The organism is Corynebacterium hiratae (assembly GCF_009708045.1).
GTDB classification, from domain to species: Bacteria; Actinomycetota; Actinomycetes; order Mycobacteriales; family Mycobacteriaceae; genus Corynebacterium; species Corynebacterium hiratae.
In genome coordinates, this window is the sequence record NZ_VIOG01000004.1 from 61,470 (window position 1) to 75,719 (window position 14,250).

Annotated in this window: 16 protein-coding genes and 1 CRISPR repeat array (1 of these 17 cut by a window edge); of the genes, 4 read left to right on the forward strand and 12 right to left on the reverse strand. The window is 61.2% G+C overall.

The features are described from left to right. Positions 1–8 precede the first annotated feature (8 nt). The 11 genes from FME68_RS04435 to FME68_RS04485 all read right to left on the reverse strand — a co-directional run bounded on the left by FME68_RS04435 (position 9) and on the right by FME68_RS04485 (position 5,154). Positions 9–599, reverse strand: coding sequence for a DUF2815 family protein (locus tag FME68_RS04435; protein WP_195914087.1), 591 nt, complete (start codon positions 597–599; stop codon positions 9–11). A 184-nt stretch (positions 600–783) separates the two neighbouring features. Then, on the reverse strand, positions 784–2,208 hold the full coding sequence (locus FME68_RS04440) for a DUF2800 domain-containing protein (protein ID WP_158396307.1): 1,425 nt from the start codon (positions 2,206–2,208) through the stop codon (positions 784–786). Beyond that, positions 2,201–2,605 carry a hypothetical protein gene (locus FME68_RS04445; RefSeq protein ID WP_158396309.1) on the reverse strand — a complete coding sequence of 135 codons (405 nt, stop codon included), beginning with the start codon at positions 2,603–2,605 and terminating at the stop codon, positions 2,201–2,203. The genes FME68_RS04440 and FME68_RS04445 overlap by 8 nt, the downstream gene beginning before the upstream one ends. Beyond that, the gene (locus FME68_RS04450) at positions 2,598–2,786 is read right to left on the reverse strand and encodes a hypothetical protein (RefSeq protein ID WP_070516762.1); all 189 of its coding nucleotides are present in this window, start codon (positions 2,784–2,786) and stop codon (positions 2,598–2,600) included. The genes FME68_RS04445 and FME68_RS04450 overlap by 8 nt, the downstream gene beginning before the upstream one ends. Next, positions 2,783–2,980, reverse strand: coding sequence for a hypothetical protein (locus FME68_RS04455; protein ID WP_158396312.1), 198 nt, complete (start codon positions 2,978–2,980; stop codon positions 2,783–2,785). The genes FME68_RS04450 and FME68_RS04455 overlap by 4 nt, the downstream gene beginning before the upstream one ends. Positions 2,981–3,223: 243 nt before the next feature. After that, positions 3,224–3,403 (reverse strand): hypothetical protein, encoded by a 180-nt coding sequence (locus tag FME68_RS04460; RefSeq protein ID WP_158396314.1) that lies wholly within the window; start codon positions 3,401–3,403, stop codon positions 3,224–3,226. 2 nt (positions 3,404–3,405) lie between these two features. Beyond that, entirely contained in the window at positions 3,406–3,576 is a 171-nt protein-coding gene (locus FME68_RS04465) for a hypothetical protein (protein ID WP_158396316.1), read from the reverse strand. Continuing rightward, entirely contained in the window at positions 3,573–3,764 is a 192-nt protein-coding gene (locus tag FME68_RS04470; RefSeq protein WP_158396318.1) for a hypothetical protein, read from the reverse strand. Before FME68_RS04470 ends, FME68_RS04465 begins: the two co-directional genes overlap by 4 nt. Beyond that, on the reverse strand, positions 3,754–3,978 hold the full coding sequence (locus FME68_RS04475) for a helix-turn-helix domain-containing protein (RefSeq protein WP_070516769.1): 225 nt from the start codon (positions 3,976–3,978) through the stop codon (positions 3,754–3,756). The genes FME68_RS04470 and FME68_RS04475 overlap by 11 nt, the downstream gene beginning before the upstream one ends. A 584-nt stretch (positions 3,979–4,562) precedes the next feature. Beyond that, on the reverse strand, positions 4,563–4,721 hold the full coding sequence (locus FME68_RS04480) for a hypothetical protein (RefSeq protein ID WP_158396320.1): 159 nt from the start codon (positions 4,719–4,721) through the stop codon (positions 4,563–4,565). Positions 4,722–4,911: 190 nt separating this feature from the next. Further along, a complete protein-coding gene (locus FME68_RS04485; protein WP_070516771.1) occupies positions 4,912–5,154 on the reverse strand; it encodes a hypothetical protein in 243 nt (80 codons plus the stop codon). Positions 5,155–5,314: 160 nt separating this feature from the next. On the opposite strand from FME68_RS04485, the gene FME68_RS04490 reads away from it, so the two are divergent. The 4 genes from FME68_RS04490 to FME68_RS04505 all read left to right on the forward strand — a co-directional run bounded on the left by FME68_RS04490 (position 5,315) and on the right by FME68_RS04505 (position 8,096). Then, complete coding sequence (locus FME68_RS04490) at positions 5,315–5,800, forward strand: hypothetical protein (protein ID WP_158396322.1); 486 nt, start codon at positions 5,315–5,317, stop codon at positions 5,798–5,800. Beyond that, positions 5,787–6,164: an ImmA/IrrE family metallo-endopeptidase gene (locus FME68_RS04495; RefSeq protein WP_158396324.1), complete on the forward strand. Its 378-nt coding sequence runs from the start codon at positions 5,787–5,789 to the stop codon at positions 6,162–6,164. Before FME68_RS04490 ends, FME68_RS04495 begins: the two co-directional genes overlap by 14 nt. Further along, positions 6,161–6,736: a hypothetical protein gene (locus FME68_RS04500; RefSeq protein ID WP_158396326.1), complete on the forward strand. Its 576-nt coding sequence runs from the start codon at positions 6,161–6,163 to the stop codon at positions 6,734–6,736. The genes FME68_RS04495 and FME68_RS04500 overlap by 4 nt, the downstream gene beginning before the upstream one ends. A 172-nt stretch (positions 6,737–6,908) precedes the next feature. Next, positions 6,909–8,096 carry a site-specific integrase gene (locus FME68_RS04505; RefSeq protein WP_158396328.1) on the forward strand — a complete coding sequence of 396 codons (1,188 nt, stop codon included), beginning with the start codon at positions 6,909–6,911 and terminating at the stop codon, positions 8,094–8,096. A 1,182-nt stretch (positions 8,097–9,278) separates the two neighbouring features. Here the strand turns inward: FME68_RS04505 and FME68_RS04510 are convergent. Continuing rightward, on the reverse strand, positions 9,279–10,001 hold the full coding sequence (locus FME68_RS04510) for a trimeric intracellular cation channel family protein (protein WP_328287724.1): 723 nt from the start codon (positions 9,999–10,001) through the stop codon (positions 9,279–9,281). A gap of 216 nt (positions 10,002–10,217) precedes the next feature. Continuing rightward, a CRISPR array of direct repeats spans positions 10,218–14,250; the repeat unit is 28 nt; unit sequence GGCTCATCCCCGCTCACGCGGGGAGCAC (it continues 693 nt past the right edge of the window).

A 14,250-nucleotide genomic window follows, 5' to 3' on the forward strand; every position in this document is an offset into this window, starting at 1 on the left:
ATAGTGGTTTAGAAGCCGAGGTTCGGAGACGCAGCAGCAGCGCCGCCGCCGAGCGCGGAGAACACATCCTCCGCGGTGGTGGGCTCAGCGCCCAGGCGCTCACCATCCTTAACCTTCTGAATACCGCTCAGGGATGCGGCCACACCGACGTTGCCGGAGTTGGAGTACACGTAGAACTGGACGGCGGCGTTGACGTACATGCCGGAGTAGATCTCCGACTGGTCAATGATTGGGCGCACATTGCCGTCAACGATGAACGGCTTGCGAGACTCGGGTGCCTTCGCGGAGATGAACCAGTGGCCTTGGTAGGCGTCGCCGCGGGGTTCGCCGTTGTTCTTGGGGCGGTCGCCGTCGCGCAGTGGCGGGTACTGGGTCATGGCGGGGTCAATTGCCTGCTTGATGGTGCCGCGGGTGACGGCGTCTTGGACGGCGGCATCAATGGCGGCGTTGATGGTGGCGATGGTCTTCTCATCGGTTTTGGGGATGAGGAGGACCGCTTGGTACTTGGGGTCTGCGCCTTCGGCTTGTGCGCGTGGGGTGAAGAGGTCGTTGAAGCTGAGGCGTGCGGGGAAGGTGGCGTCGCGGTTGGTGATGGCCATGGTGGTGGTTCCTCCTTGGAACATTGGGTGGGTGGTGGGTGGTGCCGGTTAATCGTCTATCGACCAGCGGCAAAAATGGGGTTAGGCGGCGTCCGGGTAGTCCGGCTCCGGCTCCGGGCCGTCTCCGAACTTCTCCCCTGTCGGGTTGAAGACGGATTGAATCTTGCGGTACGCGGCTTCTTGGTCAGTCATTAGTTGCTCCTTCTAGTGGTTGGAATACGGTCTCTGGTGTGGCTACTGCCAGCGCGGGGCGCTTATCTGATTCGGGCACCAGCGTGGGCTTACCCGCGGGTTTGTGGACGAGGTCGCCGAGCGTGTCCTGAAACTGCTTCTTACCCAGCAGCCTCGTCATCGCAGTAACACCCAGCAGCTTCTTCTCGTAGGGGTCGTGGCCGGACTGTTCGACCGCGGCGGCTACCGCCGCCTCGTCCGTGTACTTACGCACGGAGCGGCCTTCCACGAGCTTCAAGCCCGGGTAAGCATGCCCACTGTTGGCCTTATCCAAGGCGAACTTTTCCACGGTGGATAGCCACTTTTTCAGCTCCCCAGACCAGGTGACAATCTGTGCTATTTGGTCGTCGGTGAGTGTTTCCGGCGCGGGCGCTGCCGGGGTCACCTCGTCCGCTTCCTTGGGGATGGGGGCGAAGTACTTAGCCGCCAATGCGGTGCACTGCGGAGCGTGGCGGCAGAATCGGCACCACTCCCCCGCGGTGAGCTCCCCCTCCCCATTGATGGCGGCCTGGGCGCGGGGCTTGACCACGATGTCTGCCCACTGCACAAGCTCCGCCACGCTGACCTCGTCGACGCTGATGTTGTTTAGACGGGGTTGGAATATCACCATGCGCACGGTGTCGATGTTGTAGATCATTCCGAATTGGGTGAGCGCGCCCAGGGCGTACAGCCGCATCTGCGGATTACCCACAGCGGACACCTCCACGCCCTTGCCGTACTTGAGGTCAATGACGGTCATGGTGCCATCACCGACGATGAGGGCATCACCAGTGCCGAAACCATCCGGCACGATGTGGGAGAAGTCGAGGCGTTGCTCAATAGCGAGGAACGCGGCAGGGCTTGACTTCTGCGCCCGGTCGAGCTCAGCAACCACATTGTCGACGTAGTCGTCGGTGTAGTCGTCCATCTCCTCAGATATCCAGTCGGTGCTGGTGAGCGTGCTGGGCAGGCCCTGGAGGTTGCGGAGCTTATGTTCCGCGAGTTCGTGGGCTGCGGTACCCTCGGCCGCGGCGTCAGAGCTGCTGTCCGGGTATTGTTCTTCCAGCCGGGGGGCTGGTGTGCAGTTGAGCCAGCGGTGCGCGCTGGAGGCGGACAGGACAGCATGCGCACGCCCGGCATGCCCCGCGGTCTCGGGCTTGTCCTCTTCGATGGTGCCCAGTGTTTTCACCTTGCCGAAGGACAGGCGTTTCGGTCCGGTGCCGTCCTCGTTCGCCAGCGGGATGCTCTTCTTGTTGAGGTGGCCGGCAATGCGCCGGATGGCCCCATCACTGTCTTCTAGGTGGGTGATGCCGACTTGATTGATGACGTCCTCAATGTGCGCAAGCTCCTCATCACCAACGGAATCAGGTATGGCAAGGAGGGCTTGGTAGTTACTCATCCATGGTCTCCTTGTGCTTGGTGGCCATGTCGATGAGCTCCTGTAGTTTGTCCTTTGGCACGTCGGTCAGTGTCTTGACCCCGAAGTGCGGGAAGAGTTCGCCGGTGATCCATGCTGGGCCTTCCGTGAGGCTGATGTGGCGCAGGATGGTCTGTGCTTCGTGGAGCAGAGCATTGTCCTGGGCTTCGGGTTCTGTCGAAGTCTCCGAGGTCTCCGAAGTCTCCGGCTGCGGTTGCGGCTGTGGCGACTGCTGCTCTACCGGGCCCGGCGCGGCCTGCAGGCTCTCCACCTGCGGCCACGGTGACGCGCTATCCGGCTCCTGCTTAATCCGGTCGTACGTGCGCTGTAGAGTATCAATACCGATGGCGAGCAGGTCGAGGGTTAAATCCTTATTCATCCAGGTCATTGTTGGTGTCCTTTCCGGTGATGAGGTTGGTGCCGTGGACGGTCAGGCGGCGTGACCCGTCCTCCAGCGTGGTGATGTATCCCTTCTCGATGAGGTCTTCGAGTTGGGCTTTGGTGATGTGTTTGGCTGCTGCCCAGCGGCGCAGTGTGTTGCGGTCGTTGTTGGTGGTCATGGTTGGGCTCCTTGGTCGAAGCGGTCGAGGGTGATGTCGGTGAGTGCGAGGGCGGTGTCCTCGGTGAGTCCTGCGGCGAGGTAGGCCTGCATGGTGGTGGTGGCCTGGTCGATGAGGTCGTCGAGGCGACTACGGGGCGGGTAGATAGGCGCGATCGGGTTGATGTGCATGGGCATTTGTGATGGAGAATTCATGCGGTCCTTAGGTTGAGAATTGCGTGCGCAAGGCGCGCATGCCCTGGGCAGAAACGAAGCCCCGACCAAGGTCGGGGTCGTCGGTGCCTTCCTTCCAACAGCCGTGGTAAAGGCACTTCGTTTCTCGGCGGTATGCGAGGAGGGCATCGAGTGCTGCTGCGCGCGTCTTAAACGGTGTTCGTTTAGGGATGTTGGCCCACCAGCGGCCGTTGTCGAGAGTGGGTTTTATGAGGCGGTCTTCTCTCACAGCGAAGCGCGCTCCGTATCGATAAGCTGCTCCATCTCAAAGCACTTGTCCCGCAGCTGCGGGAAAATATCTCCGTGGTCGTGCATCCAATCGAGGATTTCTCCCTCGAGTCGTGCGAGTGCGATTTTTCTGGCCTCACGGGATGGGTGCGTACTGGTGTATCCGATGAGAGGCATGGTTACATCCACACCGGCGGCATTGAAAGAAACGCATGCAGGATGAAGCCGATGAGCATTCCGAGGATGCCGGTAGCCCAGGCCAATCTTGTGCGTTTCGCGGCGATGTCTTGCCAGTAGGCAACACGACGCGTATCCGGTGTGGTGCGTGGTGGGCGGTTGGTGGTGGTCATTTTTTCTTTGCTTCTTTCTCTGTGAGGATGGCGAGGTGGCGGGCGTAGTTGGCGGCGTCGAGGATGCGTTTGCGCATGCCCTCCGGCAGTCGGGTGACGAGTAGGAGGGCGCGGTAGCGGCCCTCAATCTCGTAAAACTCGCGGGCTGCCTGGTCGAACGGGATTTCGAACTTGTGGTTAGGCGGCATTGTTGACCTCCATGTATCGGGTCAGGTGTGTGTAGTGGATGAGGTACGGGGTGCCAACCGCGCTTTGGTATGCGGGTAGGCGTCCGGCGGCGCAGTCCTGGCGGATGGTGCGGTGCGATAGGCCGGTAATGGCGGCGAATTGGGCGACGGTGAGGTTGGCGACTCGCTTGCCGAGGACAGCCTCAACCATTTCCATGAGTTGTTTGGTGTTCATCGCCATACCACCCAGAAGGTGCGGGGGCGTGACTTGCGGTGGCGACTTTGAAAAAAGTGTTTAAGAAGGCGGTTCAATTGGGGCTCCTTAGTTCATGTAGTTGTAGTGGGGGTTTGTGGTGGGGTTGCAGGCGTGCAGTGCCAAAGGGTGGGGCCGGAAAGGGTGCGACGGAAAGCCACCCCACCCCGGTTACAGCCTTGACGCTCCATCTCTCCTCCGACGGGAGCTAGCGCTTTACAACCCCTGGTGCCCAGCCGGGGAGTCGAACCCCGGTGCTTGCAAGGAATCAGCCACCCGCTTGTAGGCAATAAGTGATGATTTCGTGTTCCGTTCTGGGCTTGGTATTTATGTCAGCGCCGCTCGTTCCCTCCCAACCACGTTGGGGTGCCTACCTCGCGGTTCGCCCCGGTCGTCGCAATCTATGAACCATGCTCACGGGGCCGGTATCTTCCGGCGCTCTTCACTATTGAGTTCTCATTCATCGCGGCCGGCCGAGTTCCTGCCCTATCCCCTGGGACAGGAAGACTTCGGCGGCCTGGTGCCCGTGGGGAGGCTTGCACTCCCCTGCCTGCTAAGTCGGGCTGTTAGTTTTGCGGTTGACTTGAATCTCGTACCGCTTTTGCGCTGAGAGCAGCACGTGCGGCTTCGGCGAATAGCTCATCGACGAGGTCCGAGCTGAGGTGCTCTTTGAAGGCTGCTTTTAGGTAGCCGAGCATGAATGCTTCTAAATATGGGGTGCTCACTGCAGGCCTCCTTATGCGTGATGGACGCCGCGGTACCACCAACCCCGGTCCAAGGGCGGCGTCTTAGTGAGGCGTAGGTAGAGGTTGAGGAAGTGTTCGCGGTGTTCGCTGGGTCGGTGCATGGGTGTAGACTCCTGTGGTGAGAGATTGATTTTCTTCTTGGCTCGGCGTTGCAGCGCTGGGCCTTTTCTTATGCGGCGGCGGGCTCGGCCTGGTCGAACCAGGCGCCGATGTAGCTTTTGTCGCCTTGTAGGGCGGATACTCGCAGTGCGAGTTCTGCGGTCACTTTTGCCCCGGCGCGTAGCTTTGGCATGTCTTCGGGGCGGACTCCGATGAGTAAGGCCAGCTGCTCCTCCGTTTGCACGTTGCGTGAGCGCATGATTGCGTCGAGTGCTCCGGGGCGGAAGGTGAACCGCGGCGGTGTGACAGCCATGTAGTTACCTCCATGTGGTTTTCAAGTTTTTGGTCGAGGCCCTTGTGAACCTGACAAGATTCATTATGAACCTAGATGGGTTCAATGTCAACCCCTTCAGATTCATTTTGATAATTTCCCAGCGCTTGACACGTTTTTACACATGGTTCATAATGAACCTATGGAACTTCAAGAATGGCTAAACGCACTTCCTGGCTCCCCCACAGTCAGCCAGGCAGCCGACCACTCCGACATCTCGAAAGCGACGCTGCTGCGCCACGCGAAAGCCGGCAAGACGACTGCCGAGTTCGTCATCATCATTTCCCGCGCCTACGGGGTCAACGAGATTGAATCCCTTCTAGCCCTCGGGTTCATCACTTCCTCGGCTATCGACGAGTATGGCGTCGAAGCAGCACTAGAAGGCGCAACCAACCAGCAATTACTCAACGAAATCATGCGCCGCTCCGACCCTGAGGCCCGCTACCTCTTCGGCAACGACACCGACGATGACGTCATCGGTCTGGACCCCAGCATCGCCCCCGTCGCCTCCCTCGACGATGCGCGTTCGAACAGCACTGACAGCGATGTCCATGCGCGTCCGTATGCTGCCGACAGCAGTGATACTGAGCCAGAGCCGGGAGATGATAACTACCATGATGGACCCTGATGCCCTCGCCGAAGCCCTCGGCGTCACACTCACCGAGCACACCGGGGGCGAGAAAGGCCGCTACTACGGCGGCAGGCACATCAGCCTTCGCCGTGGGCTTGGCCCAGTGAATCGCCGGTGCGCGCTCGCCCATGAGCTTGGGCATCTCATCTCCGGGCATGACCCGACAGCTGCGGGCTGGATCCGTACGAGGCAGGAGCGCCAGGCCGACGAGTTCGCCGCGCGGTTGCTCATCAGCCCTATCGAGTACGCACTGGCCGAGCAACTCCATGGACCTAGCCTGTCCGCGATAGCGCACGAGCTCGGGGTCACCGTCCACCTCGCCACCACGTGGCAATCCCTCTACGAAAGGCAATCAGCATGAAAAAGCTCGCCATCTCTCTCATCGCGGCCCTTGCGGTGCCCCTGTCCGCGTGCGGTGCGCCTGGCGACAGTGACGAGACGGCCACTAGCGCGCCGACGACTAGCACCACCTCGTCGACCTCAACGACGACCAGCAGCACCATCGCCACTTCGTCAGAGACCACCACTGAGCAAAACAACCCAGTCCCGGCGGGCGACTACCCAGCACAAGCAGACATGCAGCAGCAAGGCGCCAACGCCGACCGCGTCAACCGCTTCCAAGACAGCCAAGGCCGCTACTGGCTATGCGACAAAGCCACCCCGCAAGGCAACCCGGAGGTTCCCGAGTACAACACGCCGAACGGATGCATGGGCCCATTCAACACCTTGGAAGAGCTACAAGACGGGCTTTATGGCGCTATGGCGGACGCCCTGGCCGAGGAGTTCGACATCGACACTGAAACACTTGACCCACCCGCGCCGGAAGCGGTGAGCTCCGATGACATTGCCGACGGCATTGCCGAGGACCTCGGCTGTGAGGGCGCGACCATGAATGAGGACGGCAGCTACTCGTACTACGGGTGCGGAGAGTAGGAATGCCTTCGCGGAGCTGAGCTCAATACGCGAAGGCACCCTAGGCCCAACCGGGGGGATGTGGGCCCAGCAACAGCATAAAGCAAGATCGGCCCTGGCGCTCAACATGTGGAAGTCGCGAGCACCAGGACCGGAATATCCAACCATGAACTAGGAAGGACGTGTCTATCATATGGCATCCATCAAGCCGTACGAGACAGAGCGCGGCATACGCTACCGCGTCGACTACGTAAAACCAGACGGCAAAAACACCACAAAACGCGGCTTCAAACGCAAACCCCAAGCCGAAGAATGGGCCAGCCGTAACGCGGTGTCCATTGCCGATGGTGACTGGGTCGACCCCACTAAGGGCGCGGCAAAGCTCCATGAGGTCGCCGAGGACTGGCTCGTACTCAACGAGCTACTCAAGCCCTCAAGCACGGATATGAACTTGACCATCTGGCGCGGCACCGTAAAGCCCTACTGGGGTGACCGGAAGGTCAAGGACATCACGCACCGCGAGGTACAGCGGTGGGTATCCGGTATGGGCTACTCCCCTTCATGGGTACGCAACTGCCATAGTGTTCTGTGCCAGATTTTGGATGTCGCGGTGAAAGACCAGCGGGTGAAGAAGAACGTCGCACGCGGTGTACGACTACCACGGAAGGTGAAGACGGTGCACGTGTATCTGACGATGCAGGAGCTGAAAGACCTCGCGGATGAGTGTGTGCGCCACGGTGAGATTGTGATGCTGCTAGGTACGACAGGCCTGCGTTGGGGTGAGCTCGCGGCACTGCGGCCGAGGGACCTGGATCCGCTGAATAACCGTATCCATGTGCGCCGGAATGCGGTGTATTTGGATAACGAGAAGAGGTGGCATTTCAACACGACGCTGAAGAACCATAAACGGCGGAGTGTGGCGGTGCCGAAGGCTGTTATGGACCAGGTGCTCGCGGTCGCCTCTGGTCGTAGGCGGGATGAGTTGATTTGGCAGACGCGGGATGGCACGCCGATGCATTCCCCTGGGCACCGGACATGGTTTGATGGTGCGGTGAAGCGGATGCAGGCGAGTGCGAAGCAGGCTATTGATGAGGCTAAGGCTGCGGGCCTGCCGGAGCCGCGCGCGTTTGAGCGCATCACGCCGCATGGGCTAAGGCATGTGGCGGCGGGATTGCTGGTTAATGCGGGGGCGAACGTGAAAGTGGTGCAGACTCAGTTGGGTCATGCGGATGCGGCGGAGACGCTGAATACGTACGCGGATTTGTTCCCGGATATGCTGGATGAGGTGGCAGAGACGATGGATGGGATGATTGCGGAGGTGGTGGATATTTCTCAAGCTCCGTCAGTTCTCCGTCAGGAGGGTGGTGGAAAGGCGGTTTAGCCTGGTGAAAGTCGGATTCTATTCTAGGTTCGAGTCCTGGTGGGGAAGCTGATTAGCATAGCCCGTCTACCTGCTTCTACGCAGGTGGCGGGCTATATTTCTGTTGCAAATGGCGGAGGGTTAAGGCTGAAGGGCTTAAGGGGGTGTGTCCCATCTCTAGTGCCGTTTCTTGCCAGTAATACGGGAATCGAAAACTTCGCATGACGTGTCCGATGACTATGGTTCAATGTTGACGGCGGATATACCCACACTTTCTATAAAACTCGCCTCCTGAGGGAGGTAAGTTCCTCCATCAACAGGCAAGTACTACGCCAGATAAGAATGCGAGCCGATTTGACCAAGCGCGTCTACCTATACGCCGACGAGACGGGAAATCTTGATTACCATGGCAGCCCTAATCCCCGTGGAGGAGGGGCTTCCACATTCTTCGGTTTTGGAACCGCTACCTTTTGCTCCGATAATCACGGAGACGACTTGTTGGGTGGGCTGCACCTCAGAGCCAAAGGCTCCAAAGCAGGCATAAAACTGACGAGGGGGTTTCATGCTTGCGATGACTCTCACCGAACCAGAAGCGAAATGTTTGCAGAAATAAAGCGACAGGGACCGCGATTTGACACGACGTTCCTCTACAAAGCAAACGCATACCAGACAATAAAAGACGCGGGCCCTATGCGTCTTTACAAGATGGCTTGGTACCTTCACCTCAAGGAAATTGCGGCACGGGTTGCCGCTCCTGGCGATGAGCTTTTCGTTGTCGTTGCGGAATTCGGGACCAAAGGTATACGTCGTGCAGCCTACGAAGCCGTTGAGGAAGTGTGTCAACAAATCGATCGCAACATCACTCTCTGCGTTTGGACCGCTCAATCCTCCTGGGGCCTACAAGTTGCGGACTACGGTTTATGGGCCACACAGAGAATTCTGGAGGGCAAAACATGCACTTGGTATGAGCCTTGCATTAAACCCACTTTGCGCAGCGTCTTTACCCCTTGGGGACGCCCTGAGCCACTGAATCCGGCTATCCCACCTATTGGGGTAGGAAGTCCTCCCCTGGAGGACTTATCGCCGGATTCATAATCATCATACCCCATAGCGCTTGGTGAACAATCCCTCAACCTCTTAAATCATGCTCAAATACCTGCAGTTAAGTAAAGAAGCCAACACCATTATCCGCGCGTAAAACGCCTAATGTTTACGTTTTCTCCGCCCCCGTCTAAAGCCCCTGATTTCGGCCCTCCGCGCAATCGATGCCACCTGCGCCGCAGTGTAGTTCAGGGGCGCTACACCTGCTCGCGGAAGCACCCACCCGCGCCAATACGCCGTAACTGCCAGGCCGAAGCCCACGAAGGGCGAGACGATCATACCGAGGGCAAACTTATCGAAGTGTGCGAAGGAAGCCATCACGATTCCGGTAAGTACCGCCGGCACGGCATACAGCGGGCTGCCGCCAAAGACCGAGGGAATCTGCCCGGAAGCAACATCGCGCACCATTCCGCCGCCCACTGCGGTCAGAACGCCTAAGAAGACGCAGGCAATAAAAGGCATATCGTAGGCCAGCGCCTTCACACAGCCAGTCGTGCACCACACACCCAAGATGACAGCATCCGCGTGCTCAAGGAAGATCTCCCAGACCTTGCCCTTGAGGTCCATCAAGAAAGCAATGAGCGCACCCACGCATGCCAGAGTGAGATACCACGGATCAGAGATAGCGGCTGCTGGGCCATGAGAGATCAGCATGTCACGAATCATGCCGCCCGCCAGCGCCGAAAAGAGCGCCAGAAAGACGAAACCAATGATGTCGAATTTCCTGCGGCGCGCAATCGTGCCACCGATGATGCCGTTGAGTACCACACCGATGAGGTCAAAGACCTGGTACAGGGAATGGATGAGCGGGTCGACGTCCTGAATCACAGATACTGACCCTAGCGCAACAGGAGGTACTCGATGACTGTATTGCGGTTCCGAAAGCAAGCCTACAGAGGCAGCATGAAAATTGAACCCCCAACATTGAAAAGCATGAGGAGCAAGGAATTGCTTTTTCGAAAGGAATAGTTTCCTGAACCACGTATTTCCCGCTCGCGCGGGGAGCACCTGAGTTTGGCCTCACCCCCGACCCAGTTGTCCGGCTCATCCCCGCTCACGCGGGGAGCACTGGCCGAGCCACTGCGGGGCGGACACGGCCGGGGGCTCATCCCCGCTCACGCGGGGAGCACAATCGTGGGAATCGTAGTTGTTCATGGTGGGCCGGCTCATCCCCGCTCACGCGGGGAGCACGTGACGGTATGCCAGCCGCCGGGCTCGGGCTCGGGCTCATCCCCGCTCACGCGGGGAGCACACCTGGTATGGGTCGACCCATCAGGCGCGAACCGGCTCATCCCCGCTCACGCGGGGAGCACCCATCCTCGTTCGCCAGCGGGATACTCTTTTTGGGCTCATCCCCGCTCACGCGGGGAGCACTGGGAGTTCGTGGACCAGTACGTGTTCCAGCCGGGCTCATCCCCGCTCACGCGGGGAGCACCTCTTGTTGGCTGCATTCATTGGGTACGTGGGGGGGCTCATCCCCGCTCACGCGGGGAGCACTGGATCAGATCCACAATCGCGCCGACGATGGACGGCTCATCCCCGCTCACGCGGGGAGCACTAAGCGCCACACGCGGGGTGTAAAGATTCGTTGGGCTCATCCCCGCTCACGCGGGGAGCACTTAGCGGTCAGTCTTACTTTGGCGCGGGAGTACGGCTCATCCCCGCTCACGCGGGGAGCACTTCACCTTGCCGAAAGACAAGCGCGTCGGGCCGGGCTCATCCCCGCTCACGCGGGGAGCACGATTCATATGCGGTGCTTGTGTCGGTGTTGGTGGGCTCATCCCCGCTCACGCGGGGAGCACTCGACGGTCTTGCCTTCGCGGACGAGGGCCTGGGGCTCATCCCCGCTCACGCGGGGAGCACGGGTCAAGGACACGCTCAGGAGCACCGGATGCGGGCTCATCCCCGCTCACGCGGGGAGCACAACGCCGACGTGGTACCAGAGCAGTCACCCCAGGGCTCATCCCCGCTCACGCGGGGAGCACCTGAGCTCCTTCTGGAAAGCCTCAGCACGCGCCGGCTCATCCCCGCTCACGCGGGGAGCACCGTGCACGCCAGAAGCAGACCATTTCTATTTCGGGCTCATCCCCGCTCACGCGGGGAGCACCTCAAAGCACTTGTCGCGCAACTGTGGGAAGTGGGCTCATCCCCGCTCACGCGGGGAGCACCTTTCCGGTTTGTGCGGCCTCTTCCAGGAGTTGGGCTCATCCCCGCTCACGCGGGGAGCACTGCCTAGCCGCCTCAGCCTTCTCAGCCGCCGAGGGCTCATCCCCGCTCACGCGGGGAGCACCACGCGGTGGATGATGAGGAAGGCGCTTCTGACGGCTCATCCCCGCTCACGCGGGGAGCACGCCTTAAGATCCGCCTGCGCCTTCACAGTCGGAGGCTCATCCCCGCTCACGCGGGGAGCACCTGCAACAACCACTCCACGAGTGCTCCTCTCTCGGCTCATCCCCGCTCACGCGGGGAGCACGCTACCCCGATTTTCCCTGGGTCTACCCGAAAGGGCTCATCCCCGCTCACGCGGGGAGCACGTCGCGCCATCGTGCGATCCATCGTTCTTTTCCGGCTCATCCCCGCTCACGCGGGGAGCACTCAGCCTCAGCATCAGTCATCACCGTGTGCGAGGGCTCATCCCCGCTCACGCGGGGAGCACAACAGCGAGCGTACGAGTCGAGAAAGTGGGGGAGGCTCATCCCCGCTCACGCGGGGAGCACATCAGTTAGGTACTCTTTATCAGTCGATATACGGGCTCATCCCCGCTCACGCGGGGAGCACTGGTTCCAGGGGCTGCTGCAGGCAGGCTGGCAGGGCTCATCCCCGCTCACGCGGGGAGCACGCGATTACGGCGGTTGTTGCTGGCCTGACCGTGGGCTCATCCCCGCTCACGTGGGGAGCACACGCTACTCCCTCCAGTGTTCTTGGCCGGTTGCGGCTCATCCCCGCTCACGCGGGGAGCACGATGACGAGCTGGCCGCGCTTTGCGTGGGTGGGGGCTCATCCCCGCTCACGCGGGGAGCACCGGCAAAATCTTCGGCCTGTTCACCAATGTTGGGGCTCATCCCCGCTCACGCGGGGAGCACGTCCTCGGTGTCGCCAATCTCAAAAGTCATCTCGGCTCATCCCCGCTCACGCGGGGAGCACTTAAGCCGGTTGACACCACAATCGAGTTTCTTCGGCTCATCCCCGCTCACGCGGGGAGCACTTCAGCCGCTCGCGCACCGCGGACACGCCACCCGGCTCATCCCCGCTCACGCGGGGAGCACCCAAGAATCTTTGCTAAGTCACGGTCGTTGAGGGGCTCATCCCCGCTCACGCGGGGAGCACGTCGTAATCAAACCGCTACCGTTCGGGCGTACCGGCTCATCCCCGCTCACGCGGGGAGCACTGCCCCAGGGCTTCCATCGCGATAGCGCGCCGGGGCTCATCCCCGCTCACGCGGGGAGCACACGTATAACCCTCGCGAATTGTTGGGTTTTGCGGGCTCATCCCCGCTCACGCGGGGAGCACTGCAACCGCACCTTGAGGTGGGCGTCATGGAAGGGCTCATCCCCGCTCACGCGGGGAGCACGTGGTCCAATCTTGATGGCCGGTGCCGTGGTCCGGCTCATCCCCGCTCACGCGGGGAGCACACGTTGAGGTTGCGGAGATGAACCTGGATGCGGGGCTCATCCCCGCTCACGCGGGGAGCACCCAGGCAGAAGCTTCCGCACCTGCACAAACGAGGGCTCATCCCCGCTCACGCGGGGAGCACCTTCGACCCGCCCGGCGACTGGAACCACTCCACGGCTCATCCCCGCTCACGCGGGGAGCACTCGCGGCGGTGCCCATGGTCGAGACGATGATGGGGCTCATCCCCGCTCACGCGGGGAGCACCCATGACGATCCGACTTATGGGGCGTGCGATTGGGCTCATCCCCGCTCACGCGGGGAGCACGGTCTGCGCGCAGTCGCGGCACGACCGGTGAAGGGCTCATCCCCGCTCACGCGGGGAGCACTCGATAGTGGTGTCCACCGGTTTAAACCGGCGCGGCTCATCCCCGCTCACGCGGGGAGCACAGGAAGAATAATTATGTAATACCGGGTTGACACGGCTCATCCCCGCTCACGCGGGGAGCACTCGCCCCGCCCGCCCTGTGGGCGTGGCCGTGGGGGCTCATCCCCGCTCACGCGGGGAGCACAGAATAGATAGGGAGACAGGCTGTGAGTATTCCGGCTCATCCCCGCTCACGCGGGGAGCACGTTTCCCGACTGGGCAGCAATAACGTAGGTGCCGGCTCATCCCCGCTCACGCGGGGAGCACTGGTCTGTCGAATGTTGAGTTCAAGGTGGATCGGGCTCATCCCCGCTCACGCGGGGAGCACATCAGCGGCTGCTTCCTCCGCTAGTGGGGCGGCGGCTCATCCCCGCTCACGCGGGGAGCACCGGGCCAGACCTAACAAGCTTCAAAGCCATTTGGGCTCATCCCCGCTCACGCGGGGAGCACAGTATCCCCGAAAATCGTTGGGTGCCTGTACCGGGCTCATCCCCGCTCACGCGGGGAGCACCTCGCCCAATACGGGTTACCTAAATCCTGCGGGGGCTCATCCCCGCTCACGCGGGGAGCACCGAGCAGGTTGAGACGGTGTTTGCCCGGCATGGGGCTCATCCCCGCTCACGCGGGGAGCACTCGCCCCCGCGACGCCAGCATGGATGTGTGGTCGGCTCATCCCCGCTCACGCGGGGAGCACCTCAATGACTACCCCGACGGGGGCTTCGTCTGAGGCTCATCCCCGCTCACGCGGGGAGCACCGGTAGCAAACTGGGGTTTCAGCTCGGGGTGGGGGCTCATCCCCGCTCACGCGGGGAGCACTCTTTGTCGAGCTTGCCCGCCTTAGCCATCGCGGGCTCATCCCCGCTCACGCGGGGAGCACTGGGACCAATTCAAACTGCAGGCAATGCTGGCGGGCTCATCCCCGCTCACGCGGGGAGCACTGGTACTTCAGCGCGTCGCGCTGATTCTCCAGCGGCTCATCCCCGCTCACGCGGGGAGCACAATCATAAATCAGCTCCGCAGACCCCGGGTAGGGGCTCA

What these genes read in the sequence shown, in the direction of transcription:
- FME68_RS04435 (WP_195914087.1), bottom strand. Translation starts at nt 599, where the DNA reads ATGGCCATCACCAACCGCGACGCCACCTTCCCCGCACGCCTCAGCTTC.
- FME68_RS04440 (WP_158396307.1), bottom strand. Translation starts at nt 2,208, where the DNA reads ATGAGTAACTACCAAGCCCTCCTTGCCATACCTGATTCCGTTGGTGAT.
- FME68_RS04445 (WP_158396309.1), bottom strand. Translation starts at nt 2,605, where the DNA reads ATGAATAAGGATTTAACCCTCGACCTGCTCGCCATCGGTATTGATACT.
- FME68_RS04450 (WP_070516762.1), bottom strand. Translation starts at nt 2,786, where the DNA reads ATGACCACCAACAACGACCGCAACACACTGCGCCGCTGGGCAGCAGCC.
- FME68_RS04455 (WP_158396312.1), bottom strand. Translation starts at nt 2,980, where the DNA reads ATGAATTCTCCATCACAAATGCCCATGCACATCAACCCGATCGCGCCT.
- FME68_RS04460 (WP_158396314.1), bottom strand. Translation starts at nt 3,403, where the DNA reads ATGCCTCTCATCGGATACACCAGTACGCACCCATCCCGTGAGGCCAGA.
- FME68_RS04465 (WP_158396316.1), bottom strand. Translation starts at nt 3,576, where the DNA reads ATGACCACCACCAACCGCCCACCACGCACCACACCGGATACGCGTCGT.
- FME68_RS04470 (WP_158396318.1), bottom strand. Translation starts at nt 3,764, where the DNA reads ATGCCGCCTAACCACAAGTTCGAAATCCCGTTCGACCAGGCAGCCCGC.
- FME68_RS04475 (WP_070516769.1), bottom strand. Translation starts at nt 3,978, where the DNA reads ATGAACACCAAACAACTCATGGAAATGGTTGAGGCTGTCCTCGGCAAG.
- FME68_RS04485 (WP_070516771.1), bottom strand. Translation starts at nt 5,154, where the DNA reads ATGGCTGTCACACCGCCGCGGTTCACCTTCCGCCCCGGAGCACTCGAC.
- FME68_RS04490 (WP_158396322.1), top strand. Translation starts at nt 5,315, where the DNA reads ATGGAACTTCAAGAATGGCTAAACGCACTTCCTGGCTCCCCCACAGTC.
- FME68_RS04495 (WP_158396324.1), top strand. Translation starts at nt 5,787, where the DNA reads ATGATGGACCCTGATGCCCTCGCCGAAGCCCTCGGCGTCACACTCACC.
- FME68_RS04500 (WP_158396326.1), top strand. Translation starts at nt 6,161, where the DNA reads ATGAAAAAGCTCGCCATCTCTCTCATCGCGGCCCTTGCGGTGCCCCTG.
- FME68_RS04505 (WP_158396328.1), top strand. Translation starts at nt 6,909, where the DNA reads ATGGCATCCATCAAGCCGTACGAGACAGAGCGCGGCATACGCTACCGC.